Source organism: Ochrobactrum sp. RH2CCR150 (assembly GCA_014138095.1).
Lineage (GTDB): Bacteria > Pseudomonadota > Alphaproteobacteria > Rhizobiales > Rhizobiaceae > Brucella > Brucella gambitense.
In genome coordinates, this window is the sequence record JACGXE010000001.1 from 341834 (window position 1) to 366347 (window position 24514).

Below are 24514 nucleotides of genomic sequence, written 5' to 3' on the forward strand. Positions count from 1 at the left end.
AAACGGCTGCCCCTGGAATGGCCGTTATCAAATTCGGATGGCTGAAGCATAATCGGCAGGCATTGTAGGCCCCTTAACAATCAGGGTTAATGAAGCGTTGTTTTGTAATTAACATCTCTGACACCCAGGGCGCATCAATCCTGCCGGTGACTTAATGGTTCTTTCACCAATCCTCTTCATTATTTGCTAGGCATATTACGGGGGTCGTAGAGTGGTGCGTCGGTTTTTCTCTTCGAACAAGTTGCGGAAGGCATTTGTCCTGGCAGCGATAGTACTGTCTTCAGCCGGAATTCAGACCGCGCATGCGGAAGAATATATCAAGCTGGAAACAAGTCGGGCGCGTATCCTTCGTCTGGCCCGCCCCGCCGACACGGTGGTGATCGGCAATCCAGCCATCGCGGATGCGGTTGTTCAGGATTCCCAGACCATCGTATTGACCGGCAAGGATTTTGGCGTGACCAACATCGTTGTCATGGACAAGCAGGGTGAGCCGATCATCGACCGGGAACTCGTCGTCTCCAGCAATGGTCGGGGTACAACGCGCGTCTACCGTCGGGCCGAGGTTCAGACACTGTCCTGCACGCCTTATTGCGAAAAGGCTTCGACCAAGATCGGCGACGATAAATAAGAGACCTCGCTAAAATCCCGCATTTGCCGTTAATACTCTTTCAGGTTGTCCTGATGTATTCATGCGCCATGTTTTAAACCGGCAGGTTTTGGGTGGGGCATGACATTCAAGGATTCCCGTCAGGATAGGCGTGGAGAAGAACGAACGTGGCTATGCGCTGCCTTTCGACGCTTGCGGCTGTTTGGTTTGGCGCGTGAAGGCGCAACCGCAATCGAGTTCACGCTTCTCTTCATTCCGTTCCTCATCATCGTCTTTTCGACCATCGAAACAGGCATGAATTTCACGGCCCGACAGGTGTTGTGGAACGCGACGCAAAACGTCGCGCGCCAGATCCAGACCGGACAGGTCAGGGGAAGCGATCTTACGCAGACCAAGATCCAGACCATGTTGTGCGATCAGATCCAGTTCATGGTGAAGACCGGCTGCGAGGGCCTGACGTTCAATCTTGGCACCTATTCCGGCTTTTCCACGGTACCGACCACTGGCATTCTGTCCGCCGATGGCGATCTTACGCGCACCGGCATCAGCGGCACCAACGGCACCTCGACCATCAACCAGCTCAATGTGCTCTATCGCTGGCCGGTTCTGACCAACATTCTCTATCTGACCGACAGTGCTGATGCGAAACGCGGCACCATGCCGTTGTTTTCCACGCTGACATGGCAGAACGAGCCGTTTCCCAATTGACGACGAATATCGGGTTGCGGCCCGGACTGGACCCATATCGCCATGCGAACAGCATCATTCCGGTTGTTGAGACAATTTCTGCGTGACAGGCGCGGGGTCAGTGCAGTTGAGTTCGCGCTGATCGCTCCTGTCTTGCTCCTGATTTATCTGGGTTCCACCGATCTTGCGGATGGTCTCGACGTCAACAAGAAGGTTTCGCGATCGGCAAGCAGCCTTGCCGATCTGGTCACGCGCCAGATATCGGTTTCGGCTGCCGATATCGACGATATGTTCGCCATCGGCAACACATCGCTGCTGCCTTATCGCCGGACGAACCCGAAAATCAGAATAACGGCGCTGAAAGTCACCAAGGCACAGTCGTCGAGCACCTATACTGTGACGGTGGACTGGTCACGCGCGAATGTTACCAACTTCGCCGCTGTGGCTGGGAGCAAAGGGGACCTTCCTGCGGCGCTTATCGCGACCGACGCCTATTTTATCAAGGTCGATGTGCAGCTTGATTATAAGCCGCTTAACTCGTGGATCTCGACCAGCATTCCCATGAGCGAGACCTATTACCTCTCCCCACGCTATACCAACAGCATCCCCTGCAGCGGGTGCTGACACCGTCTTTCACGTCTCCCCCTTGGCAATAAGGGCAAAACCCAACATATAAGGGGAAAGGCCAGACCGGCCCCTTCAGGATTTGCTTTCAATGCCAGAATTGCCAGAGGTAGAAACCGTTCGTCGCGGCTTACAGCCCTTCATGGAAGGCGCAACCATCAACAAGGTCGATCAGAACAGGCCCGATCTGCGTTTTCCCTTCCCGGAGCGTTTTGTCCAGCGTCTGACGGGGCATCGGATTGAGGAGCTCGGTCGCCGTGCGAAATATCTGACGCTTCATCTCGATGACGGTCTTTCCATCATCAGCCACCTTGGCATGTCCGGTTCGTTTCGCATCGAGGCCGATGATGGTGCAGACACACCCGGCCAGTTCCATCACGAGCGATCAAAGAACAGCGTCCATGACCATGTGGTGTTTCATCTGTCGCGCCCCGGTGGTTCGGGCGCGCGCATCATCTATAATGATCCGCGCCGTTTCGGCTTCATGCTGTTTGCGGAAAAAGGTGCGCTTGATACGCATCCGTTTTTGAGCAACCTCGGTATCGAGCCCACTGGCAATCTTCTGTCGGGGGCGATACTGGCGGAGTTGTTTGAGGGGCGGCGGACGCCGCTCAAGGCAGCGCTTCTCGATCAACGGCTGATAGCCGGTCTCGGCAATATCTATGTCTGCGAGGCTCTGTGGCGTTCCGGCCTGTCGCCCATGCGAGCAGCAGGCGCCGTGGCGGGTGATGCGGCGCTTATGGAACGCCTAGCCAGCGATATCCGTACGGTGATTGCCGAGGCCATTGCGGCGGGCGGATCGAGCCTGCGCGATTACATTCAGGCTGACGGAGCGCTTGGCTATTTCCAGCATTCCTTCTCGGTCTATGGCCGGGAAGGGGAGCCTTGCCGTAACCCGGCCTGCAATGGCGTGGTGGAGCGTGCAGTACAGGCAGGCCGTTCGACGTTTTTCTGTGCCTCCTGCCAGACATAGGACCTTGCCAAACGGGGATGGCCGGTCCACCTTGCCGCCCGGAAATTGAAGCTGTCATGGTATCGGCCTTATATGGGCCTGAATCCGATGGCGAGCCTGATGAAGGAGGAGCAGAATTCCATGGCTTATGAAACGATCATCGTCGAGACGCGCGGCAATGTCGGACTTATCCGCCTCAATCGCCCGCAGGCGCTTAATGCGCTCAATAGCGGTGTGCTCAATGATCTGACGGATGCGCTAGCGATCTTCGATGCTGACGACAAAATCGGCGCCGTGGTGCTGACCGGTTCGGAAAAGGCTTTTGCTGCGGGCGCCGACATCAAGGAAATGCAGTCGATCGATTTCGTCGACGCCTATCTGCAGGATATGTTCGCCGACTGGCAGAAGGTGGATCGCACGCGCAAGCCGATCATTGCTGCGGTGTCGGGCTATGCGCTGGGCGGCGGATGCGAGCTTGCCATGATGTGCGACTTCATCATTGCGGGCAGCAACGCCAAGTTCGGCCAGCCGGAAATTACGCTCGGCGTCATTCCGGGTATGGGCGGCTCGCAGCGCCTGACCCGTTTCGTCGGCAAGTCGAAGGCCATGGATATGTGCCTGACCGGACGCATGATGGATGCGGCGGAAGCCGAGCGCTCGGGTCTCGTTTCGCGTGTCGTGGAGCCGGAAGTCCTGCTGGAAGAAGCCCTGAAGGCTGCAGAGCGCATCGCGTCCTTCTCGCGTCCCTCGGTCCTGATGGCCAAGGAAGCGGTAAACCGCACCTACGAAATGACCTTGAGCGAAGGGCTGCGCTATGAGCGCCGTCTGTTCCATTCGCTTTTTGCAACGGAAGACCAGAAGGAAGGCATGGCGGCATTCGTCGACAAGCGCACGCCATCCTTCAAGAATCGATAAGACGGACAGCGTTTCGGGCGGCGGTTGCCGCTGCCCGATGCGACATGAGGGCTGGATGAAGGCTGGTTTGGAGGGCTGAAAGGCCCGCGCGCAGGCGCAAAACCGGCTTTTTGATTGATAGTCGCGGCAGAATCCTCGTTGACGTGAGGGCAAAGCTGATCTATAAGCCCGCCACGGATCGGCGGCCACCCGGGATTTCAAGGGATTTCGGCTGCCCTAGAGGTTTTGTGCCCGGTGGTTTAAGCCCCTGGCTAGCTGACAGAAAAAGAGAGGCATTTATGGCCAATACTCCTTCGGCCAAGAAGGCAGTGCGCAAGATCGCTGCCCGCACCGAAATCAACAAGTCGCGCCGCTCGCGCGTTCGTACATTCATGCGCAAGCTGGAAGACGCTCTTCTGAGCGGCGACAAGCAGGCTGCGGAAGTCGCATTCAAGGCTGCTGAGCCTGAACTGATGCGCTCCGTCACCAAGGGCGTGATGCACAAGAACACTGCTGCTCGTAAGGTGTCTCGCCTTGCCAAGCGCGTGAAGGCACTCAACGCCTAATTATTGCCTATTTTTATAAGCAAGTTCTGAAACCCGGCTCATTGTTAGCCGGGTTTTCTTTTTTTCAGGCTTCTGACAGGTTTCTGCTCAATGTGTGGTCGCAATTTTTTCGCATATTTTTCAATGTGAAGAGGCAAGTTTACGAGGTTTCAGAAAGTAATGGCTGGGTAATTTTCGACTGTAATTTCAATCATTTGCGTAACTTTTGACGGAGTTATCCACAGGGGTCCGATGGGACTCGGAAGGCCGTTTGAGTCAAGCAGATTTTTAAAATTTATTTTTCAGGCGGAACAGATCAGGACCATCTAATTTGACCACGTAGAAAACACATTGAATCCAAAGGCGTTAATTCGCTGGCGTCCGATTCCCTGTCTGTTGCACCACCCCATGCAAGGGGTTTCATGAAAAAAAACTGGCAATCCTAGGCTTGCTCTTTACGGCGGGCCTTCGCTAAAGTCAGGTCATCAAGAGGGGTGGGCCACCGGCCCGGAGTTAGCGCTAATTGCTGTCGAATGTCAGCGTGGATGTTGAATCCGCGGGCGCTATTTTCTGGTCTCAAAGGTCCTCTTTCTTTCGGGTGATTGCTTATCATTCAATAACCGGGCCATTAACTGGCCATTAACCGGAAAGTCGTTTTGGACAGATGGCGGGCAATTGAGTGGTTGTCGTGGAAGGGGTTCCGGGCAATCAGCCTTCGGTGAACAGTTGTATGAGTCGTTCGCGGGTAACCGGAAAGGAGTATTTCGGTTCGGGACCTGTCGGGTCCGATTGAGTTTGTGTTTGGCCCGAATGTTGCGGGCCTGAGTGTATAAGTGAGTACCGCCGGCGTTGAAGGACGACAGATCCGGAACGACGAGCTGGAAAAAATGACAAGCGCTGGAAAATGGCGCGTACGAATGTGAAGGCAGGCGAGACGATGGCAATGACGAGCGGCAAGGCGACGGCAACGATGGGTGATGATACACATGCGAACCGTATCCATGGATCTTCTGCTACCGGAAATGACAAGAGCCTGACGAACATGGACGCTGCAGTCAGCGAAGAGGCTTTCGAGCGCCTTACGGCAAAGCTGAAAGCCCGTGTGGGCAGCGAAATCTATTCGAGCTGGTTCGGCCGGTTGAAACTTGACGATATTTCCAAGAGCATTGTGCGTCTGTCGGTTCCGACCGCTTTCCTGCGCTCCTGGATCAACAATCATTATTCCGAACTCCTGACCGAACTCTGGCAGGAAGAAAACGCCCAGATCCTGAAGGTCGAAGTCGTGGTGCGCGGCATGAACCGCGTGGTTCGCAGCGCGGCGCCCGCAGAAACGACGGAATCGGCTGAAGCCAAGCCTGTCGTGGCTCCACGCGAAAAGATGATGTTTCCGGTCGGCCAGTCCTTTGCCGGTCAGCATATCGGCGACAAGCGCGGCTCCGCCGTGGTCGCAGAATCAGCTGCCGCTTCGGGTTCGGTTCTCGGTTCGCCGCTTGATCCGCGCTATACGTTCGACAGCTTTGTTGATGGTGCATCGAATCGTGTGGCGCTTGCCGCAGCCCGCACCATTGCGGAAGCCGGTTCCAGCGCCGTGCGTTTCAACCCGCTTTTCATTCATGCATCGGTCGGCCTCGGCAAGACGCATCTTCTTCAGGCCATTGCAGCCGCAGCGCTGCAGCGCCAGGAAAAGGCCCGCGTCGTTTATCTGACCGCTGAATATTTCATGTGGCGCTTTGCGACCGCTATCCGGGACAACAATGCGCTTTCCTTTAAGGAACAGCTGCGCGACATCGACCTTCTGGTCATCGATGACATGCAGTTCCTGCAGGGCAAGTCCATTCAGCACGAATTCTGCCATCTGCTGAACACGCTGCTCGACAGCGCCAAGCAGGTCGTTGTTGCCGCTGACCGTGCACCGTCGGAACTGGAATCGCTCGACGTTCGCGTCCGCTCGCGTCTTCAGGGCGGTGTTGCACTCGAAGTGGCCGCACCGGATTACGACATGCGCGTTGAAATGCTGCGCCGTCGTCTGAACACGGCACAGGTTGAAGATCCGAGCCTCAACATTGGCGACGAGATTCTCTCGCATGTCGCCCGCACCGTCACCGGATCGGGTCGCGAGCTGGAAGGCGCTTTCAACCAGCTTCTGTTCCGCCAGTCCTTCGAGCCGAATCTGTCGATCGACCGCGTGGACGAACTGCTCGGCCATCTGACCCGTGCGGGTGAGCCGAAGCGCATCCGCATTGAGGAAATCCAGCGCATCGTAGCGCGCCATTACAATGTTTCGAAGCAGGATCTGCTCTCGAATCGTCGTACCCGCACCATCGTGAAGCCACGTCAGGTGGCGATGTATCTCGCCAAGATGATGACGCCGCGCTCACTGCCGGAAATTGGCCGTCGCTTTGGCGGACGCGATCATACGACCGTGCTGCATGCCGTGCGCAAGATCGAAGACCTAGTCGGAGCCGACACCAAGCTGGCACAGGAGCTGGAACTTCTGAAGCGTCTTATCAACGATCAGGCTGCCTGATAACGAAGCTTCCCCGCTATCAAGAGCGGTTATCAACAAAAAGCCCGGGCCCTGTCGCATTACGACACGGCGCGGGCTTGCTTTTCTCCTTAAAAATCTGCCACTTTAACGGACCTTTCTGGCGTCTTTGGCGCCTTACCGACGAGGGCCGCTGCCCGTCAGATGCAAGCGCCCTTGTCCTAGCGAGCGAGTGCGTTTGAACATGCGTGTTACCCTAGAGCGATCGAACCTTCTCAAATCTCTCAACCACGTCCACCGCGTCGTGGAGCGTCGCAACACGATTCCGATTCTGTCGAACGTGCTTTTGCAGGCTGAAGGCGCGAGCCTTGCCCTCAAGGCGACCGACCTCGACCTCGAAGTGAACGAAGCAACCGCCGCCATGGTCGAGCAGGCGGGCGCGACGACGGTCCCGGCGCATCTGCTCTACGATATCGTGCGCAAGCTGCCCGATGGCGCGGAAGTCATGCTGTCCACCAATCCGGATGGCGGCTCCATGTCGGTTATTTCCGGCAAGTCGTCCTTCCGCCTCCAGTGCCTGCCGCAGTCGGATTTCCCGGAACTGACGGCCGGATCCTTCACCCATTCCTTCCGCATCGAAGCGCAGGCGCTGAAGCGCCTTATCGACCGCACCCAGTTTGCGATCTCGACGGAAGAAACCCGCTATTATCTGAACGGCATCTACTTCCATGCCATTGAAAGCGACGGCGCTTTGAAGCTGCGCGCTGTGGCGACCGACGGTCACCGTCTGGCCCGCGCCGAACTGGAAGCGCCGTCCGGTACGGAAGGCATGCCGGGCATTATCATTCCGCGCAAGACGGTTGCCGAACTGCAAAAGCTGGTCGATACGCCTGATGTGGTGGCAACGGTGGAACTATCGGATGCCAAGATCCGCTTCACGGTCGGCTCGGTGGTGCTCACCTCCAAGCTCATTGATGGCACCTTCCCGGATTACCAGCGCGTCATTCCATCCGGCAATGACAAGAAGCTCACTATCGGGCGTCAAGAATTTGCCGCTTCCGTCGATCGTGTTTCGACCATTTCGAGCGAGCGTGGCCGTGCGGTCAAGCTTTCCATCGCCGATGGCCAGCTGACGCTGACGGTCAACAATCCCGATTCGGGCAGTGCCACGGACGAGCTGGCAGCGGATTATGATTCCGATCCGCTGGATATCGGCTTCAACTCCAAATATCTGCTCGACATCACCAGCCAGCTTTCAGGCTCGGATGCTGTCTTCATGCTGGCCGATGCCGGTTCGCCGACACTGGTGCGCGACACCGGCGACGAAGATGTGCTTTACGTCCTGATGCCGATGCGCGTCTAGGGCTGGGATATTTCGACTCTGGCGGCTTGCAAATGGCGTGATTTTTCGCTTCCGGTGCTCATGTACTTTACGTACATTGCGCTCCGGTTCTCAAATCCCACCATTTTCGGCACACCATAGCCAAAATCTCGACAGCACCGGCATCTCGCTGGAAGAGGCCTCTCAAAGAACCCGATTGTGGATATAAAAGACCCTATAGTGAGCCGCCCCGACCGGGTTTCGGTCCGGCGGCTTAAATTGACTGATTTCCGCAATTATGCGGAACTCTCGCTGCCGCTTGGCCCCGGCCATGTGGTGCTGACGGGCGAGAACGGGTCGGGCAAGACCAATCTCATCGAAGCGCTTTCCTTTCTGTCGCCTGGGCGCGGCCTTCGACGCGCCTCCTATGACGATGTAGCGCGAACAGTCGCGCATGACGGTTTCGCCATCCACGCAGCGCTGGATTGCATGATCTACGGTGAAGCCGAAATCGGCACCGGAACTGCGGGCGGCGGAGAAGGCGGGCGCAAGGTTCGTATCAACGGCGTTGCGGCCTCTGGTGATGAGCTGCTCGATTATGCGCGCATCCTCTGGGTTGTTCCCTCCATGGACGGGCTTTTCACCGGAGGGGCGTCGGACCGGAGGCGTTTCCTCGACCGCATGGTCCTCGCCATCGATACCGGGCACGGCAAGCGTGTTCTCGATTATGAAAAGGCCATGCGCAGCCGCAACCGACTGCTCAGCGAAGGCAATAATGACGACCGTTGGCTTGATGCCATCGAGAGCCAGATGGCCGAGCTTGGCACCGCCATTGCCGCAGCGCGGGCGGAAGCCATGCGGCTGATCGCGGCCATGATCGAACGGTTGCCAGCAGAAGGTCCTTTTCCGAAGGCGGATTGTTTTCTGGAAGGCTCGCTGGAACAACGGATCGGCGTGGAAGCGGCGCTCGATCTGGAAGAGGATTTCCGACGCACCCTGCGCGACGGGCGGATCCGGGATCGCGCGGCAGGCCGCACGCTTGAAGGACCGCACCGCACCGATCTCATCGTGCAGCATAGGCCGAAAGCCATGCCTGCGGCCCTGTGCTCGACCGGCGAGCAGAAGGCGCTGCTCATCGGTCTTATCCTGGCCCATGCGCGCCTGACGGGCGAATTGTCCGGCATGGCCCCGATTCTCCTTCTGGACGAAATCGCCGCGCATCTCGATTCGGGCCGCCGAACAGCCTTGTTCGGCATTCTCGATGATCTTGGCGGACAGGCGTTCATGACCGGCACCGACAGGGCGCTGTTCGATACGCTTGGCGGCGATGCGCAGTTTTTCAGTGTTGCAGGCGGCGTTCTCACCAAGAGCTAAATTATCCGCTGACAGCATGATCGCGGAGGCATATGTTGGCCATCATGAATGCACCATCCAGACCATTTTCGTCCGAAGAACTTGAACGCTATGCGCGCCATATCGTGCTGCCGGAAGTTGGCGGCCCGGGCCAGCAGAAGCTGAAGGCAGCCCGCATATTGGTTGTCGGCGCGGGTGGTCTCGGCGCGCCCGTGCTGCAATATCTGGCGGCTGCGGGTGTCGGGACGCTTGGCATCGTCGATGACGATACGGTTTCGCTGTCCAATCTCCAGCGACAGGTCATCCACGACACCGAAAGCGTCGGTCAGGAGAAGGTTGAGAGCGCGCGAAACGCCATTGCGCGTATCAATCCGCATGTGACGGTCGAAGGCCATTCTCTGCGCCTCAATGCTGACAATGCCGAAGCGCTGATTGCCGCTTACGATGTGATCGTCGATGGCTCCGACAATTTTACAACGCGCTATGTGCTGGCGGATACGGCAGCAAAGGTCGGGCGGCCGCTGGTGACCGGCGCGATGGGCCGTTTTGATGGCACGGTGACAGTGCTGATGCCCTATCTGACCGGACCAGACGGAACACCAAATCCCTCCTATCGCGATCTCTTCCCGGAAGCACCGCCGCCGGGAACTGTCCCCACCTGTGCGGAGGCGGGCGTGCTGGGCGTGCTGCCGGGCGTGATCGGCAGCTTGCAGGCGATGGAGGTGATCAAGCTCGTCACCGGTATCGGCGAACCGCTGGTCGGTCGCTTGCTGCTCTATAACGCGCTGAATGTCCGTTTTGAGACCATTCGCTACAAGGCGCGTACGCCCAAATGACCACGCTCCGGATTGTGGCCATCAATCAGGATTTCGCCCGCTGGGACGAGCTTCTGAACCTCATCCGCGACAGCTTTGCCTATATGGACGGCGTGATTGATCCGCCGTCTTCCGCGCATCTTCTGACTGCGGAAGGACTGAAACAAAAGGCCGGGGAAGAGATCGGCTTTGCAGCCCTGATTGGCGTAGAACTGGTGGGCTGCGTTTTCATCAAGGAAAGAAGCGACAGCTTCTATCTCGGCAAGCTTGCCGTCGCGTCCGCCTTCGAGGGACAGGGAATCGCTCGCGTCCTGATGCAGCGTGCGGAGGCTGAAACTATCGCGAAGGGCAAGCCGGCGATTGAATTGCAGGTGCGTATCGAACTGACGCGCAATCGGGCGGTGTTTGAAAAGCTCGGTTATTGCAAGATCGGGGAAACGGCGCATCCCGGCTATACGCGAACGACTTCCATCACCATGCGCAAGGAGATCGTGCTGGGATAGGAGACGACCGGCAGCATGTAGCTGCCGATCCTCTAGGCCGAAACGTCAATATTGCGTATTGCGGTCGACGATGTGCTCCAGCGTGCCATTGCGCTCGAAGGCTTCAATCTGCCGGATGATCTGCGGCACCAGGGCCGTTGCTGACGAGCTTGCCGCTGCATGCGGCGTGATCGTCACTCTCGGATGGTCCCAGAGCGCGCTTGTGGTCGGCAGCGGTTCCTGATTGAACACGTCGAGCGATGCTGCCGAAAGCAGCCCACGGTCGAGCGCCGCCAGAATATCAGCTTCGTTCTGCAAGCCGCCGCGACCGGCATTGATCAGGACCGGCGCGCCGAATGGTCCGTCGCTTTTCAGCTGCGCGAACATCGACTTGGACAGGATGCCTTTGGTGTCTGGCGTCAGCGGCAGCAGGCAGACAAAAATATCGGCAGTCTTGAGGAACGCGCCAAAGCCATCGCGACCGTGATAGGTTTTCACGCCAGCGATTTCGTGCTGACGGCGGCTCCATCCGGTCACGTTGAAACCCAGCGCTTTCAGCTTTTCAGCCGCATCGCGGCCCAGCACGCCAAGTCCCATAATGCCGACCGTCACCTCATGGGCGGCAGGCTGGCGGCGATCTTCATGCCAGACATGGTTCTGCTGCTGCTTGCGATAGCGCGATCCTAGACGGTGATGATCCAGCACCTGCCAGACCACATATTCGGTCATGCGCATGGTCAGATCGTCGGAGATGATGCGCACCAGCGGCACATCGGGAATGCGGTCATCGCGGAACACGTGGTCCACGCCAGCGCCAAGCGAGAAAATGACTTTCAGGTTGGGCAGATTGGCGAGCGATCCGGGCTTCTGCTTCCATACGAGAGCGTATTTGACGGAAGGATCATTCTCGGCGCGCTCGGTCACCACGGGGCGATCGGGCGCATTGTCCTTGAATGTCTTCAGCCAGATTTCCGGGTCCCAATCGGTGATCGCCAGAAGAATATTGCCCTTATCATTATTGGTCATTGCCTCACTCCTCCCTCGGTCGCCTCCATATGGAAGGCCGCCGCCATCAACGCCTTGGTATAGTCGGTCTTTGGATTGGCGAAGACATCCTTCGCCGTACCATACTCAACCGCCTTGCCGTTGCGCATCACCAGCACATCATTGGCCAGTGCCCGCACCACTTTGAGATCGTGGCTAATGAAAAGATAAGCGAGATCATGCTTCTTCTGCAATCCACGCAAAAGATCGACCACTTGCGCCTGCACGCTCATGTCGAGCGCCGAGGTCGGCTCGTCCAGCATGACGAAGCGGGGATTCAGCACCATGGCGCGCGCAATGGCGATGCGCTGGCGCTGGCCGCCGGAAAATTCATGCGGATAGCGGAAGCGGGTTTCGGGGTCGAGGTTCACTTCCTGCAGCGCTGCCACGACACGCGCATCGCGATCATCGGCGGAGAGTTTTGGCTCATGCACCAGCAAGCCTTCGGCAATGATATCTGCAATGGTCATGCGCGGAGAAAGCGAGCCGAACGGGTCCTGAAACACGATCTGCATTTCACGGCGCAGCGGGCGCATTTCCTTGAAGCTGAACTTGGCGATATCGCGGCCTTCAAAGCGAATATCACCCTTGGATGAAATCATCCGCGAAAGGGCGAGACCAAGCGTGGTCTTGCCGGACCCTGATTCGCCGACGACACCGAGCGTCTGACCGGCACGCAGATTGACATCAATGCCGTCCACCGCCTTCACATGGTCGACGGTTTTGCGCATGAAGCCCTTCTTGATCGGGAACCAGACGCGGATATCCTTGCCTTCCATCACCGTTTTTGCTGCCGGGTCGGCAGCGGGCGGCTCGCCCTTCGGTTCGGCAGCAAGCAGATGCTTGGTATAGGGATGCTGCGGATTGTCGAAGATTTCCCTGGTCGGTCCAGCTTCGACGATCTTGCCTTTGCTCATCACGCAGACCTTGTCGGCGATCTTGCGCACGATGCCGAGATCGTGGGTGATGAACAGCATCGACATGCCTTGCGCGGCCTTCAGCTCGGCCAACAGCTTCAATATCTGCGCCTGCACGGTCACATCGAGCGCTGTGGTCGGTTCATCAGCAATCAGCAGTTTTGGCTTGTTGGCCAGCGCCATGGCAATCATCACGCGCTGGCGTTGCCCACCCGAAAGCTGATGCGGGAAGGCCGACAGGCGCTTTTCCGGCTCGCGAATGCCAACCTCGTTCAGAAGCTCCAGCGTGCGCGCCCGCGCCTGAGCATCGCCCATGCCCTGATGCACACGCAGGATTTCGCCGACCTGCCGCTCGACGCTATGCAGCGGGTTGAGCGAGGTCATCGGTTCCTGAAAGATCATGGCGATGTCGTTGCCGCGCACGCGCCGCAATTCCGGTTCGGAGGCCTTCATCAAGTCCTTGCCGTTGAAAAGTATTTCACCGGAAGGGTGGCTTGCCGCCGGATAGGGCAGGAGTTTCAGCACAGACAAGGCGGAAACGGACTTGCCCGAGCCGGATTCGCCGACCAGAGCCACGGTCTCGCCTTCGGCAATGTCGAAGGACACGCGGTCGACGGAAATGCGCTCTTCGCCATTCTGGCGGAATGCCACCGACAATTCGCGGACGGACAGCAGAGTTTTGTTGCCTGATTCGGACAGGGATCCGCTCATTGACCCACTCATTGAAATGCCTTTCGCGGATCGAATGCGTCGCGTGTCGCCTCGCCGATGAAGATCAGGAGGGACAGCATGACCGAGATGACCACGAAGCCGGTAATGCCGAGCCACGGTGCCTGAAGGTTGTTCTTGCCCTGCGCCAGAAGTTCGCCGAGCGAGGCGGAGCCGGGTGGCAGGCCGAAGCCGAGGAAGTCGAGCGAGGTGAGCGTGGTGATCGAGCCATTCAGGATGAACGGCAGGAAGGTCAGAGTAGCCACCATGGCATTGGGCAGAAGGTGACGCCACATGATGGTGCCGTTCTTCACGCCGAGCGCGCGCGCCGCATTCACATATTCGAAGTTGCGGGCACGCAGAAATTCAGCGCGCACAACGCCGACGAATGCCACCCATGAGAAGAGAAGCATGATGCCGAGCAGCACCCAGAAGCCCGGCGGCAGGATCGCCGCTATGATCAGCAACAGATAAAGCACGGGGATCGACGACCAGATTTCGATGACGCGCTGGAAGATCAGATCGACCCAGCCGCCGAAATAGCCCTGAACCGCGCCTGCCGTCACGCCGATGATGGCTGAGAAGAAGGTGAGGGTCAGACCGAACAGCACCGAAATGCGGAAGCCGTAAAGCGCGCGCGCAAAGACGTCCCGTGCCTGATCGTCGGTGCCGAGCAGGTTAAAATTGCCGAAACGGCAATTGGGATCACTGACACCTTGCGCATAGCGCTGGCAGCGCTCCTCGGCGGAAAAGAGCCAGAAGGGCTTTGAAGGTGCGGCCTCCGGGATTTCGTTATTCACGGTGTTGTAGGAATAGCGAATGGGCGGCCAGATCGCCCAGCCATTATTGGCGATTTCTTCCTGTATCACCGGATCGCGATAATCGGTCACGGCATAGAAGCCGCCGAATTTCTCTTCCGGATAATCCACAAAGACCGGCGTCAGCAACTCGCCCTTGTAGGAAACGAGAATGGGGCGATCATTGGCGATAAATTCGGAGCCAAGCGCTGCAATGAGCAGAAACAGGAAAACCCACAGCGACCAGTAACCGCGCTTGTTGGCCTTGAAATTCTGCCAGCGGCGGCGGTTCAGCGGTGATAGCCATGGCCTTTTCACTGGCTTGACGGCGGGGGTGAGGGCGGCGTCTGTCATCACACGTCCCTCCGGTCGAAATCAATGCGCGGATCGATCCACGTATAGGTCAGATCGGACAGAAGGCCGACAAGCAGTCCGATCAGCGAGAAGATGAAGAGATTGGCGAACACAACCGGATAATCGCGGTTGATGACCGACTGGTAGCCGAGCAGGCCAAGACCGTCGAGCGAGAAGATGGTTTCAATCAAAAGCGAGCCAGTGAAGAAAGCAGAGATGAAAGCGCCCGGAAAGCCGGCGATGACGATCAGCATGGCGTTGCGGAAGACGTGGCGATAAAGCACCTGATTCTCGGTAAGGCCCTTGGCGCGCGCCGTCGTCACATATTGCTTGCGGATTTCTTCGAGAAACGAGTTTTTCGTCAGAAGCGTTGTCGTGGCGAAGGCCGAAAGCACCAGCGCTGTGACCGGCAGAACCATGTGCCAGAGATAGTCGCCGATTTTGCCCCAGAACGACATCTGCGCGAAATCAGGCGAGGTGAGACCACGCAGCGGGAACCAGTCGAAGAACGAACCGCCCGCAAAAAGCACGATCAGCAGGATGGCGAACAGGAAGCTTGGGATAGCGTAACCGACAATGATGACCGCGCTGGTCCAAGTGTCGAAGCGCGTGCCTTCCTTGATCGCCTTGCGAATGCCGAGCGGGATCGAGATCATGTAGGACAGAAACGTCAGCCACAGGCCGAGCGAGATCGAAACCGGCATCTTTTCCTTGATGAGATCGATCACGCTGATATCGCGGAAATAGCTGCGTCCGAAATCGAAGCGCAGATAGTTCCACAGCATCTGGCCGAAACGCTCCAGCGGCGGCTTGTCGAAGCCGAACTGCTTTTCCAGATCGGCGATGAATTGCGGGTCCAGTCCCTGTGCACCGCGATATTTCGAGTTTACCGAGCCGCTATCGACAGCGCTCTGGCCGAAGTCGCCGCCACCGCCGGAAAGGCGATCCAGCGCATCGCCGCCCTGACCGGAAAGCTGCGCGATCACGCGCTCGACCGGACCGCCGGGAGCGAACTGAACAACGGCGAAGGAAATAGCCATGATGCCGAAGATGGTCGGGATCATTAAGATCAAGCGGCGGAGGATATAAGCGCCCATCAGCTTGGCTCTCTCGTTAGATCCGGGTTTCTCTTATGGCTTACCAACAGCTTTTGCCTTTTCTTCTTCTATCCACCACAGCGTCTCAACCGGAAAGCCATAATCGGGCTTCGGTTCCTTGAAACCGAACCGGTCCCAATAGGCCACGAGATGATTCGCTGTTGTCCAATTTGGAATCCAGTCGCGCCGGATACGCAAGTACCGATCCAGCACTCTGATCGTAGCGACAAGATCGTCCCGGGTCGAAACCTTTCCGGCATCGTTGATCAGGGCGTCGATCACCGGATCGTCCGTGCCGGGCAGATTATAGCTTCCCGGCGTCTTGGCCGCTTGCGAACCGAACATGCTGGCAAGCGATTCACTGGTCGGGGTCGCGCCAAACAGCATGGCGATGCCAACCATGTCGAACTGGAAATCCTGCATCCGCGCTTGGTATTGGCTGGCATCCACCAGCCGCAAGGTTGCATCAATGCCGATGGCCCGCAGTTTCTGAATGAACGGATTGTAGACGCGGGTGAAGGCTTCGGAGTCGCTGAGGATTTCGAGCCCGAATTTTGAACCGTCCTTGTCGTGGAACTGGCCGTTGCGCCGCTCGAAACCAGCTTCTTCCAACAGCTTGATGGCGCGCCCGAACTGCGCACGGTCGCGGCCCGTTCCATCCGAAACCGGCATGGTGACAGCCTCGCCGAAAACGATATCGGGAAGCTTGCCGCGATAGCGCTCCAGCACCTTCAGCTCATTCGGGGAGGGCAGGCCCCTGGCCTGAAACTCCGAACCGTTGAAGCTCGACTGCGAACGCTCATAGGTATTGAAAAAGAGGGTCTCGTTGGTCCATTCAAAATCGAAACAGAGACTGATCGCCTCCCGCACGCGGGGGTCGCGAAAACGCTCGCGGCGCTGGTTTAGCGCCCAGGCCTGCATCAGCGGGCTTTTCTCTTTCGGGAAGGTGCGCTTGATAACTTTCTTCTCTTGAATGGCCGGGAAGTCATATCCCGTCGCCCAGTTCTTCGACACGCTTTCCGAACGGAAATCGATATCGCCTTTCTTGAAGGCCTCGAATTCCGGCTGGCGGTCGCGGAAGAATTCTATGTGGATGCGGTCGAAATGGCTGGAGCCGCGCCGGACCGGAAGATCCTTGGCCCAGTAATCCTCAACGCGATCATATTCGATGAATTGACCGGCGGCAAAATTGCCGACCTTGTAAGCGCCGGAACCGAGTACCGGTTCCATGGTTGTCGCTTCGAAATTGCGATTTTTGAACCAGTTTTCCGACAGGATCGGTAGCACCACCGCATCGAGAATGGCATTGGGGCCGCGATCCGCCGCAAAGCGCAGGAGAATATCGTTTTTTCCGGTCAGTTCCGCCTTTTCCAGTCCAGCGAGCGACTGGCGTATGATCGGATGGCCCTTTTCCTTCAGCACCGTATAGGTAAACAGCACGTCCTTTGCCGTGATGGGCGAACCGTCGTGAAAGCGCGCTTCCTTGCGCAGCTTGAAGGTGCAGGACTGACGGTCTTTCGACAGTGTGACGCTTTCCGCGATCAGCCCGTAGACGGAATCCGGCTCATCGAGAGCCGGGACCATCAGGCTGTCATAGGTCAGTTCCATGCGCGGAGGCGCATCGCCTTTGAAGGTAAAAGTGCTGAGCGTGTTAAAAGTCAGCGTGTTCTGATTCCAGGTCCAGCTTGCCGGGGCGAATCTGAATGTACCGCCTTTGGGCGCATCCGGATTGGTATAGTCGAAATGGGTGAAATCGCTGCCATATTTCAGTTCGCCAAAGGCCGACAGGCCGTGCAGGGCTTTGCCGGTCGGCACTTCCGCAAAGGCGGTCGCTACAACGCTCTGGCCCGGCAGGCAGGCCGCAATTGCGGCGCTGCCTGAGACCCCCAGAAAATGGCGGCGGTTCATGCGAAGCATCGTCATTCTTCGCGCCTCTTATTCGCCGCCGGTCTTCAGCTTGGCTTCTTTCGCAGGATCAATCCACCACGAGAATGGATCGATGCCCATATAATCCGGCTGCTTTTCCGGCATGCCGAACTTGTTCCAATAGGCCACATTAAGGTGGTCGGAATACCATTGCGGAATAACGTAATAGTTCCACAAAAGCGCTCGGTCGAGCGCATGGCTTGCGGCAACGAGTTCATCGCGGTCCTTGGCATAGACCACGCGGTCGATCAGCTTGTCGATTGCCTCGCTTTTGATGCCGGCATAATTACGGCTGCCTTTGAAATCGGCGGCCTTGGAGCCCCACATATCGCGCTGTTCATTGCCTGGCGAGCCGCTCTGCGGGATGACAGAGGTGATGACGTCATAGTCGAAATCATTGACGCGCGCCTGATATTGCGCGGTATCGACAATACGCACCGTCGCATTGATCCCGATCTTGCGCAGGCTCGCCGCGAATGGGTTGTAGATGCGTTCGTCCGTCGGGTCCTTGCCCAGAAATTCGATGGTGAACGGATTACCCTTAGCATCGACCAGCTTGTTGCCCTGCAATGTCCATCCCGCTTCCGAAAACAGCTTCAAGGCCGTGCGCAGATTATCGCGGGTCGCCTGCGGTGTATCGTAAACAGGCAGCTTGAACTCCTTGGTCAGGGCATCTGCGGGCAGGGAATCCTTGACCGTTTCAAGAATGGCTTGTTCTGCCGGGGTCGGCGGTCCGCTCAGCTGCAATTCGTTGCCGGCGAAATAGCTGTTGATGCGGCTATACTGATTGAAGAACAGAAGACGGTTCATGGATTCGAAATCGAACGCATAAGTCAGCGCTTCGCGGACTTTCGGATCCTTGAACTTGTCGCGGCGCATATTCAGGAAATAGCCCTGCATGCGACCGACGGCGTTATACGGGAAGGACTTTTTGATAACGTCGCCGCGCTGAACAGCGGGGAAATTATACTGCTCCGCCCAGCGCTGAGCGCGGTTTTCGTTGCGATAATCGTATTGGCCGCCCTTCTTGAAGGCTTCCCAGGTCGCGTCTTCATTGAAGTAATATTCGTAGACGACGCGGTCAAAATTGTTGCGGCCGACATTCACGGCAACGTCCTTGCCCCAGTAATCGTCGACGCGCGCCCAGGTGATCGAGCGTCCCGGCGAAATACTGTCGATCTTGTAGGCGGACGAACCCAGCGGAATTTCCAGCGTCGGGCGGGTGATGTCGCGTTGTTTACCCTGCGCGTCCTTACCTTCCCACCAATGTTGCGGCAGCACTGCAAGCTGGCCCATGATCTGCGGCAATTCGCGGTTGCCCTTTTGGCTGAAGTTGAACTTCACCTCATGGTCGCCGGTCTTTTCCGCACTTTCCACGTCGCCATAATATTTGTTGTACATGGGCGACTGCTTCTTCAGCACATTGAAGGACCAGATCACGTCTTCGACGGTGATAGGCTGGCCGTCATGCCATTTGGCGTTGGGATTGAGCTTGAATTTTACCCAGGAATAATCGTCGGGATACTGCAGGGCTTCGGCAATAAGCGGATATTGGGTCGATCCCTGATCCAGCGAATCCGTCATCAGCGTATCGTAGAGCATGCCGCCGCCGAAATCCGACAGGCCTGCTGCGGGAACGCCCTGCACGACAAACGGATTGAGGCTGTCGAAGGTGCCGACCGACACCTGATTGAGCGTACCGCCCTTCGGCGCATCGGCGTTCACATAGTCATAATGCTTGAAGTCAGCCGGATATTTGGGCTCGCCGAGCAGGCTGGAAGAGGCGCGCCATTTGGGTTCCGCATCGGCCGCGTGGCCTGACGATATTGTGCTTGCAAGCATGGCAACCGCAAATGCACCCGCCCAAAACGCTTTCATCCAGTCTCTCCGTTTCTGCTTCGGATCATCTGAATGAGTCTTATGGGTTTTTACGGAGGAAGAAAGGCGTCGGAACAATAAATTTTATTGGTAATATGAAAAAGCCCGGTCAAAACCGGGCTTTTCGATAGATTTTACAGTGCTTAGTTTGCCGGTGCGGCTGGCTTTTCGCCTTCCTTGGCCGGCGCTGCATCCGCAGGCTTGGCGTCGCCGCCAGCCGGTGCAGCATCTGCCGTTGGCAGCGGAGCCGGGCTATCCGAAAGCGTGCGCAGATAGGCAATCAGGTCGGCGCGCTCATTGTCCTTCTTGTCACCCGCAAAGCCCATGGCTGTGCCCTTGATGAAACCCTTAGGCGACGTCAGGAACTTGTTGAGGTGCTCGTAGTCCCACTTGTTGCCGCCTGCGCCAAATTCCTTCATGGCGGACGAATAGCCGAAGCCTTCGACGGAAGCAGCCGGGCGGTTCAGCACATCCCAGAGATGCGGACCGACCTTGTTCGCGCCGCCCTTTTCGCCCGTATGGCAGGCCTGACAGCGCTTGAAAACTGTTTCGCCGCGCGTTGGATCAGCGGATTGTAGCAATGTTGCGATAGAAACTTCTTCCTTGGCCGGTGCAGCTCCCCCTTCACCGGTCGCAGCTTCCGCTGCCTCGATTGCAAAGCCGGGCTTCTCCGGTGCAGGCGAGTGAAACAGCGCATCGGACAGGATGCCCGTCGTCATGACAACGAAAACTGTTGCCAGAAAAGCCATGATAAACTTGTTAGTCCGCGTTGAATTCATCGCCGGTCAGCGCTCCCTCTACCAAAACGCTCTCCCCGAGAACGCTCTCCTCAGCCGACATGCGCACCTCATATGAGGTTGCAATTCTCTCCGCGGCATCGGGCGGAAACTAGGTCTTTTACCAGGGCGATGCAACACCTATAAGGGTAACCAGACCCGTGACTTTTTGACACTTTTGCAGCATTTACAGTGCGGATAAAACTCCTCAAAGGACGGTTGCGATCCGGCGAGACAACAAGAGGCGAGCATGCTTCAGACCCTAAAGACCCTGACACTTATTCCGGCAAGACTGGCCGCTACGCGCCTGCCGAACAAGCCATTGGCCGATATTTGTGGCAAGCCGATGATCGTGCATGTGGCCGACCGGGCTGCTGCCGCGAAGCTTGGGCGCGCTGTTGTTGCGACCGATAGTGAGGAAATTTTTGCAGCCGTTACTGCTCATGGCCATGAAGCCGTCATGACGCGCAGCGATCACGAATCGGGTTCGGACCGCATCTATGAAGCATTGCTGAAGCTCGATCCGGCTGGTGAGATTGATGCCGTGGTCAATGTGCAGGGTGACCTGCCGACGATCGATCCCGATATCATCCGTCGCGCATTGCTGCCGCTCGAAGATGGCCCGGCTGATATCGCGACGCTTGGCGTCGAGATCGAGGAAGAATCGGAAAAGACCAATCCGAGCGTGGTGAAGATCGTCGGCTCGCCGCTGGCTGGCAGTTCGCGTCTGCGCGCGCTTTATTTTACCCGTGCCACCGCACCTTATGGCGAAGGCCCGCTCTATCATCATATCGGCCTTTATGCCTATCGCCGTTCGGCGCTGGAAAAATTCGTGAAGCTCGGGCCGTCGCCGCTCGAAAAGCGCGAAAAGCTTGAGCAATTGCGCGCTTTGGAAGCCAGCATGCGCATCGATGTCGAAGTGGTGAGAACGGTGCCGCTGGGCGTCGATACGCCAGCCGACCTTGACCGCGCCCGACTTCTTGTCGCAAAGGGTCTTTGACAAGTTTAACAACCAGGAAAGCCCCGCGAGTGAGGGGCGTTTGAGAAAGTACGACGACGATGAAAACCAACCGGATTTCTTTTCAGGGTGAAGCGGGTGCCAATTCCGATACGGCGTCGCGCAACATGTTTCCCGGTATGGAGCCTTTGCCGTGTCCAACTTTTGAAGACGCCTTCAACGCGGTCGAAACCGGCGCTGCCGATCTGGCGATGATTCCGATTGAAAACACGCTGGCTGGCCGCGTTGCGGATATTCATTATCTGCTGCCATTGGCCGACATGCATATTGTGGGCGAATATTTCCTGCCCATCCATTTTCAGCTGATGGTGCTTCCGGGCGTCAAGCGCGAGGAAATCAAGACGGTACACAGCCATATCCATGCGCTGGGCCAGTGCCGCAAGGTTATCCGCCAGAACGGCTGGAAGCCGGTCATCGCTGGCGACACGGCGGGTGCTGCACGCCTCGTTGCCGACACACAGGACCGTTCGATGGCAGCCCTTGCGCCGCGTCTGGCCGCCGATCTCTACGGTCTCGATATTCTCGAAGAAAATGTCGAGGATTCGGAAGACAATGTGACCCGCTTCGTCGTTCTGTCGAAGGAAAAGCAATGGGCCCCGCGCCCGGAAAACGGCGAACGCATCATGACGACTTTTGTCTTCCGTGTGCGCAACGTTCCGGCAGCGCTATATAAGGCGATGGGCGGTTTTGCCACCAACGGCGTCAATATGACCAAGCTTGAAAGCTATCAGATCGGCGGGCGTTTCATCGCCACACAGTTCTACGCCGATATTGAAGGGCACCCGGAAGACCGCAACGTGCAGCTTGCTTTGGAAGAACTCGAATTCTTCTCCAAGGAAGTGCGCATTCTGGGCGTCTATAAGGGAAGCGATATTCGCGGCACGCAGTTGTTGGCTGCCGAGTAGTTCAGAAAATATCGGGCGGAATCAGTTTTCCGCCCATGCCTTGATCAGATGGGTTGCGATGGCGCCGGATGGCGGCACCCGCAGCCCATTTTCATGTGTACCCGCCAGCATGCTGCGGACTTCCTGCTTGTCGAACCAGCGCCCGTCTTCCAGCTCCGAACGGTCGATGGTGAAGTCGTCGGACAGCACTTCGGCATGACAGCCGATCATCAGCGAATAGGGGAACGGCCAGGGCTGGCTGGCGTGATAGCCGACGCGACCAATGGCGAGGCCCATTTCCTCCTGGCTTTCACGACGAACTGCCGCTTCGATGGTTTCGCCATGTTCGATGAACCCGGCAAGGCAGGAATAGGAACCGGCAGCAAAATGCGGGCTGCGCGCCAGAATGCATTTGTCACCGCGCACCGGCAGCATGATCGCCACCGGATCGGTGCGCGGAAAATGCTCTGCCCCGCAATTCGGGCATTGGCGCTTGGCACCACCGGCCCGCATTTCGGTCTTTGTGCCGCAACGTCCGCAGAAACGATGGTTGTTGTGCCATGCCGTCAGTGCTGCTGCCTGCGCCAGCGCACCCAGCAGATCGGCTGAAACCAGCCCTTCCATGTAGATGCTGCGGTAGTCCTGTGCACGGAACGGCGCCTCCAGAGTTTCAGGATCAATCGGCGCCATCAAAGCGACGAGCGGTGCACCGTCCTGCAATCCCAGAAACACCGGCTCGTGCAGATCGGGCGCAAAATCCCTGGCTTCGCTGAAGCGGAAGAGCGCACGCGGCGTCTTCTCATCGGTGTAATCGAGCAGCAGCTTGTTGCCCCCCAGCACCATGACGCGGGTTTCGGGCAGTTCCAGCGCAGTGAAGGCCGAATCGTCCTGACGTTTTTCGGACTGGCGGTCGATGCGGTTGCCGCCAAAGCCGACAAGGCGGCTCGGTTCGATTTCCGGCAGATCGTAAAGGCGAAAGGTCATTGGTTTTCTCAAGCTGGTACGGGTGTATCGAGCGTTTGGCGGGAATCCACGTTCCGTTTCAGGGCAAACCAATACAGGGCTTTATTTCAAAAATCCATGAAGGGGTGACCGTGGCTCGTTCAATCAAATTGTCTTGTTTGCGACATTGGCCAGTGACAGACAGTCAGAATTAATCAGCGTTTAATATTTTTCTTAGTGCGAGAATTGTCACGTATTAATAAGTAATTGTTACAGTTTCTTTTATATATGATTTAAATAATAATTGGCGCAAATGTAATAATCATGTTTTTTTCTAAAAATAGAAGGATAAATTATATGAAATGTATGATAACATACCAAGATGGAGATACGGAATATTCTCTTTCAATAAGAGGTCCTGCAAGGAATATCAAGTTTGTTGAGACGTCTCAGTTAGATGCTAGCATTGATCGATACATATGGATAATCGATTTTTGTGATCAAGATGATATTGGTCTTCCTACTATAACTAGCTCTGGGGTTGATTGCTGGTTTAAAACTCAAGATGAAGATCCATTATTACTAATTTTTGACGAAATATTGGTCAATACATATAATGTTGTTCTTATAGACGGGAGAAAATACTGTTCAAGTTTACTTGCAAGGGGTTTGGAGGACACTTACACATTTATCGCGAAGGGACCCGTAAAAAATGGAAAGCTTGATGTCTACATCAAGCGTACAGACAAGGAGTGGTATGCATGGCCTCAACGCGCTGTCTTGCGTCAGCTTTTTTGGTCTATTGAAAAATCCCTTGTGTTGGATTCGGGATATGTACTGACTCTAACAGAAGTCATCGAATGATAATCTGAGTGGTCGGCAATGTATCATTGTCGTCATGCTGAACCGATCTTGATGCTGCGGCGAGTCAATGCGCTCGCCGTAAAAAGCGTTACAGCGCCGCGCGAATGTCGGCGATCAGCTTGCGGGCGTCTTTTTCGTCATAGGTCTCACGCGTGCCATGGCCCCAGACGGGGCCGGGCCATCCGGCATCGCCCTCGTTGCGGGCGATGACATGCAGATGAAGCTGGCGGACGATATTGCCCAGCGCACCGGTGTTGATCTTCTGGCATTCGGTCACAGTTTTCAGCGCCTGCGCCACCAGTCCGGCCTCGAAGGTCAGGATTGTCTGGTCGAGTGGCGTCAGATCGTGAATTTCGGAGAGATCGGCCCTGCGCGGCACGAGGATAAGCCACGGCCAGCGGCGGTCGTTCATCAGTCGCAACTCGCAAAGGCCGAGCACGGCGACGGAAAAAGTGTCGGCATCAAGCCGTTTATCGAGTTCGAACTGTGTCATAAGCTGATTCCTACCAGTTTTTTTCGTTCTGCGCTTGCTTTTTGCGCTGCG

Annotated in this window: 23 protein-coding genes; 14 read left to right on the top strand and 9 right to left on the bottom strand. The window is 56.9% G+C overall.

The features are described 5' to 3' along the window. Positions 1-241: 241 nt before the first annotated feature. The 11 genes from FHW03_RS01590 to FHW03_RS01640 all read left to right on the top strand — a co-directional run bounded on the left by FHW03_RS01590 (position 242) and on the right by FHW03_RS01640 (position 10786). On the top strand, positions 242-628 hold the full coding sequence (locus FHW03_RS01590) for a pilus assembly protein N-terminal domain-containing protein (protein WP_182519411.1): 387 nt from the start codon (positions 242-244) through the stop codon (positions 626-628). Between the two features lie 99 nt (positions 629-727). Continuing rightward, positions 728-1315: a TadE/TadG family type IV pilus assembly protein gene (locus FHW03_RS01595; protein ID WP_182519058.1), complete on the top strand. Its 588-nt coding sequence runs from the start codon at positions 728-730 to the stop codon at positions 1313-1315. Positions 1316-1357: 42 nt separating this feature from the next. Then, positions 1358-1918, top strand: coding sequence for a TadE/TadG family type IV pilus assembly protein (locus FHW03_RS01600; RefSeq protein ID WP_182519059.1), 561 nt, complete (start codon positions 1358-1360; stop codon positions 1916-1918). Between the two features lie 91 nt (positions 1919-2009). Next, entirely contained in the window at positions 2010-2891 is an 882-nt protein-coding gene (gene mutM / locus FHW03_RS01605; protein WP_182519060.1) for a bifunctional DNA-formamidopyrimidine glycosylase/DNA-(apurinic or apyrimidinic site) lyase, read from the top strand. A 120-nt stretch (positions 2892-3011) separates the two neighbouring features. Next, the gene (locus FHW03_RS01610) at positions 3012-3785 is read left to right on the top strand and encodes an enoyl-CoA hydratase (protein WP_182519061.1); all 774 of its coding nucleotides are present in this window, start codon (positions 3012-3014) and stop codon (positions 3783-3785) included. Between the two features lie 278 nt (positions 3786-4063). After that, positions 4064-4330: a 30S ribosomal protein S20 gene (gene rpsT / locus FHW03_RS01615; RefSeq protein WP_182519062.1), complete on the top strand. Its 267-nt coding sequence runs from the start codon at positions 4064-4066 to the stop codon at positions 4328-4330. An 883-nt stretch (positions 4331-5213) separates the two neighbouring features. Next, positions 5214-6836: a chromosomal replication initiator protein DnaA gene (gene dnaA / locus FHW03_RS01620; RefSeq protein ID WP_182519063.1), complete on the top strand. Its 1623-nt coding sequence runs from the start codon at positions 5214-5216 to the stop codon at positions 6834-6836. A 202-nt stretch (positions 6837-7038) separates the two neighbouring features. Then, a complete protein-coding gene (gene dnaN, locus FHW03_RS01625) occupies positions 7039-8157 on the top strand; it encodes a DNA polymerase III subunit beta (protein ID WP_182519064.1) in 1119 nt (372 codons plus the stop codon). Positions 8158-8334: 177 nt separating this feature from the next. After that, positions 8335-9489 (top strand): DNA replication/repair protein RecF, encoded by a 1155-nt coding sequence (gene recF / locus FHW03_RS01630; protein ID WP_182519065.1) that lies wholly within the window; start codon positions 8335-8337, stop codon positions 9487-9489. Between the two features lie 32 nt (positions 9490-9521). Then, on the top strand, positions 9522-10304 hold the full coding sequence (locus FHW03_RS01635) for a molybdopterin-synthase adenylyltransferase MoeB (RefSeq protein ID WP_182519066.1): 783 nt from the start codon (positions 9522-9524) through the stop codon (positions 10302-10304). Continuing rightward, a complete protein-coding gene (locus tag FHW03_RS01640; protein ID WP_182519067.1) occupies positions 10301-10786 on the top strand; it encodes a GNAT family N-acetyltransferase in 486 nt (161 codons plus the stop codon). Before FHW03_RS01635 ends, FHW03_RS01640 begins: the two co-directional genes overlap by 4 nt. Before the next feature lie 45 nt (positions 10787-10831). On the opposite strand, the gene FHW03_RS01645 is transcribed toward FHW03_RS01640, so the two are convergent. The 7 genes from FHW03_RS01645 to FHW03_RS01675 all read right to left on the bottom strand — a co-directional run bounded on the left by FHW03_RS01645 (position 10832) and on the right by FHW03_RS01675 (position 20265). Continuing rightward, positions 10832-11791, bottom strand: a complete 960-nt coding sequence (locus tag FHW03_RS01645) for a glyoxylate/hydroxypyruvate reductase A (RefSeq protein WP_182519068.1) — start codon at positions 11789-11791, stop codon at positions 10832-10834. After that, positions 11788-13449 carry an ABC transporter ATP-binding protein gene (locus FHW03_RS01650; RefSeq protein WP_182519069.1) on the bottom strand — a complete coding sequence of 554 codons (1662 nt, stop codon included), beginning with the start codon at positions 13447-13449 and terminating at the stop codon, positions 11788-11790. Before FHW03_RS01650 ends, FHW03_RS01645 begins: the two co-directional genes overlap by 4 nt. Further along, positions 13446-14585 carry an ABC transporter permease gene (locus tag FHW03_RS01655; RefSeq protein ID WP_182519070.1) on the bottom strand — a complete coding sequence of 380 codons (1140 nt, stop codon included), beginning with the start codon at positions 14583-14585 and terminating at the stop codon, positions 13446-13448. Before FHW03_RS01655 ends, FHW03_RS01650 begins: the two co-directional genes overlap by 4 nt. Continuing rightward, the gene (locus FHW03_RS01660) at positions 14585-15682 is read right to left on the bottom strand and encodes a microcin C ABC transporter permease YejB (protein WP_078337766.1); all 1098 of its coding nucleotides are present in this window, start codon (positions 15680-15682) and stop codon (positions 14585-14587) included. The genes FHW03_RS01655 and FHW03_RS01660 overlap by 1 nt, the downstream gene beginning before the upstream one ends. A 33-nt stretch (positions 15683-15715) precedes the next feature. Beyond that, positions 15716-17605 (bottom strand): extracellular solute-binding protein, encoded by a 1890-nt coding sequence (locus FHW03_RS01665; protein WP_182519071.1) that lies wholly within the window; start codon positions 17603-17605, stop codon positions 15716-15718. A gap of 12 nt (positions 17606-17617) precedes the next feature. Then, entirely contained in the window at positions 17618-19486 is a 1869-nt protein-coding gene (locus FHW03_RS01670) for an extracellular solute-binding protein (RefSeq protein WP_182519072.1), read from the bottom strand. A 143-nt stretch (positions 19487-19629) separates the two neighbouring features. Continuing rightward, positions 19630-20265 carry a cytochrome c family protein gene (locus FHW03_RS01675; RefSeq protein WP_182519073.1) on the bottom strand — a complete coding sequence of 212 codons (636 nt, stop codon included), beginning with the start codon at positions 20263-20265 and terminating at the stop codon, positions 19630-19632. 247 nt (positions 20266-20512) lie between these two features. Here FHW03_RS01675 and FHW03_RS01680 point away from each other — a divergent pair, with 247 nt between their 5' ends. Then, a complete protein-coding gene (locus tag FHW03_RS01680) occupies positions 20513-21262 on the top strand; it encodes a 3-deoxy-manno-octulosonate cytidylyltransferase (RefSeq protein WP_182519074.1) in 750 nt (249 codons plus the stop codon). Between the two features lie 59 nt (positions 21263-21321). Next, positions 21322-22185, top strand: a complete 864-nt coding sequence (locus FHW03_RS01685) for a prephenate dehydratase (protein ID WP_182519075.1) — start codon at positions 21322-21324, stop codon at positions 22183-22185. Between the two features lie 21 nt (positions 22186-22206). On the opposite strand, the gene nudC is transcribed toward FHW03_RS01685, so the two are convergent. Further along, on the bottom strand, positions 22207-23148 hold the full coding sequence (nudC, locus tag FHW03_RS01690) for an NAD(+) diphosphatase (protein WP_182519076.1): 942 nt from the start codon (positions 23146-23148) through the stop codon (positions 22207-22209). A 315-nt stretch (positions 23149-23463) separates the two neighbouring features. On the opposite strand from nudC, the gene FHW03_RS01695 reads away from it, so the two are divergent. Continuing rightward, a complete protein-coding gene (locus FHW03_RS01695; protein ID WP_182519077.1) occupies positions 23464-23970 on the top strand; it encodes a hypothetical protein in 507 nt (168 codons plus the stop codon). Positions 23971-24058: 88 nt separating this feature from the next. On the opposite strand, the gene FHW03_RS01700 is transcribed toward FHW03_RS01695, so the two are convergent. Then, on the bottom strand, positions 24059-24463 hold the full coding sequence (locus tag FHW03_RS01700) for an HIT family protein (RefSeq protein WP_182519078.1): 405 nt from the start codon (positions 24461-24463) through the stop codon (positions 24059-24061). Between the last annotated feature and the right edge of the window lie 51 nt (positions 24464-24514).

Excerpts from the sequence above, each read along its gene's own strand:
- FHW03_RS01595 (WP_182519058.1), top strand. The coding sequence starts at position 728 with ATGACATTCAAGGATTCCCGTCAGGATAGGCGTGGAGAAGAACGAACG.
- FHW03_RS01600 (WP_182519059.1), top strand. The coding sequence starts at position 1,358 with ATGCGAACAGCATCATTCCGGTTGTTGAGACAATTTCTGCGTGACAGG.
- mutM (WP_182519060.1), top strand. The coding sequence starts at position 2,010 with ATGCCAGAATTGCCAGAGGTAGAAACCGTTCGTCGCGGCTTACAGCCC.
- FHW03_RS01610 (WP_182519061.1), top strand. The coding sequence starts at position 3,012 with ATGGCTTATGAAACGATCATCGTCGAGACGCGCGGCAATGTCGGACTT.
- rpsT (WP_182519062.1), top strand. The coding sequence starts at position 4,064 with ATGGCCAATACTCCTTCGGCCAAGAAGGCAGTGCGCAAGATCGCTGCC.
- dnaA (WP_182519063.1), top strand. The coding sequence starts at position 5,214 with ATGGCGCGTACGAATGTGAAGGCAGGCGAGACGATGGCAATGACGAGC.
- dnaN (WP_182519064.1), top strand. The coding sequence starts at position 7,039 with ATGCGTGTTACCCTAGAGCGATCGAACCTTCTCAAATCTCTCAACCAC.
- FHW03_RS01635 (WP_182519066.1), top strand. The coding sequence starts at position 9,522 with ATGTTGGCCATCATGAATGCACCATCCAGACCATTTTCGTCCGAAGAA.
- FHW03_RS01640 (WP_182519067.1), top strand. The coding sequence starts at position 10,301 with ATGACCACGCTCCGGATTGTGGCCATCAATCAGGATTTCGCCCGCTGG.
- FHW03_RS01645 (WP_182519068.1), bottom strand. The coding sequence starts at position 11,791 with ATGACCAATAATGATAAGGGCAATATTCTTCTGGCGATCACCGATTGG.
- FHW03_RS01650 (WP_182519069.1), bottom strand. The coding sequence starts at position 13,449 with ATGAGTGGGTCAATGAGCGGATCCCTGTCCGAATCAGGCAACAAAACT.
- FHW03_RS01655 (WP_182519070.1), bottom strand. The coding sequence starts at position 14,585 with ATGACAGACGCCGCCCTCACCCCCGCCGTCAAGCCAGTGAAAAGGCCA.
- FHW03_RS01660 (WP_078337766.1), bottom strand. The coding sequence starts at position 15,682 with ATGGGCGCTTATATCCTCCGCCGCTTGATCTTAATGATCCCGACCATC.
- FHW03_RS01665 (WP_182519071.1), bottom strand. The coding sequence starts at position 17,605 with ATGACGATGCTTCGCATGAACCGCCGCCATTTTCTGGGGGTCTCAGGC.
- FHW03_RS01670 (WP_182519072.1), bottom strand. The coding sequence starts at position 19,486 with ATGAAAGCGTTTTGGGCGGGTGCATTTGCGGTTGCCATGCTTGCAAGC.
- FHW03_RS01675 (WP_182519073.1), bottom strand. The coding sequence starts at position 20,265 with ATGAATTCAACGCGGACTAACAAGTTTATCATGGCTTTTCTGGCAACA.
- FHW03_RS01680 (WP_182519074.1), top strand. The coding sequence starts at position 20,513 with ATGCTTCAGACCCTAAAGACCCTGACACTTATTCCGGCAAGACTGGCC.
- FHW03_RS01685 (WP_182519075.1), top strand. The coding sequence starts at position 21,322 with ATGAAAACCAACCGGATTTCTTTTCAGGGTGAAGCGGGTGCCAATTCC.
- nudC (WP_182519076.1), bottom strand. The coding sequence starts at position 23,148 with ATGACCTTTCGCCTTTACGATCTGCCGGAAATCGAACCGAGCCGCCTT.
- FHW03_RS01695 (WP_182519077.1), top strand. The coding sequence starts at position 23,464 with ATGAAATGTATGATAACATACCAAGATGGAGATACGGAATATTCTCTT.
- FHW03_RS01700 (WP_182519078.1), bottom strand. The coding sequence starts at position 24,463 with ATGACACAGTTCGAACTCGATAAACGGCTTGATGCCGACACTTTTTCC.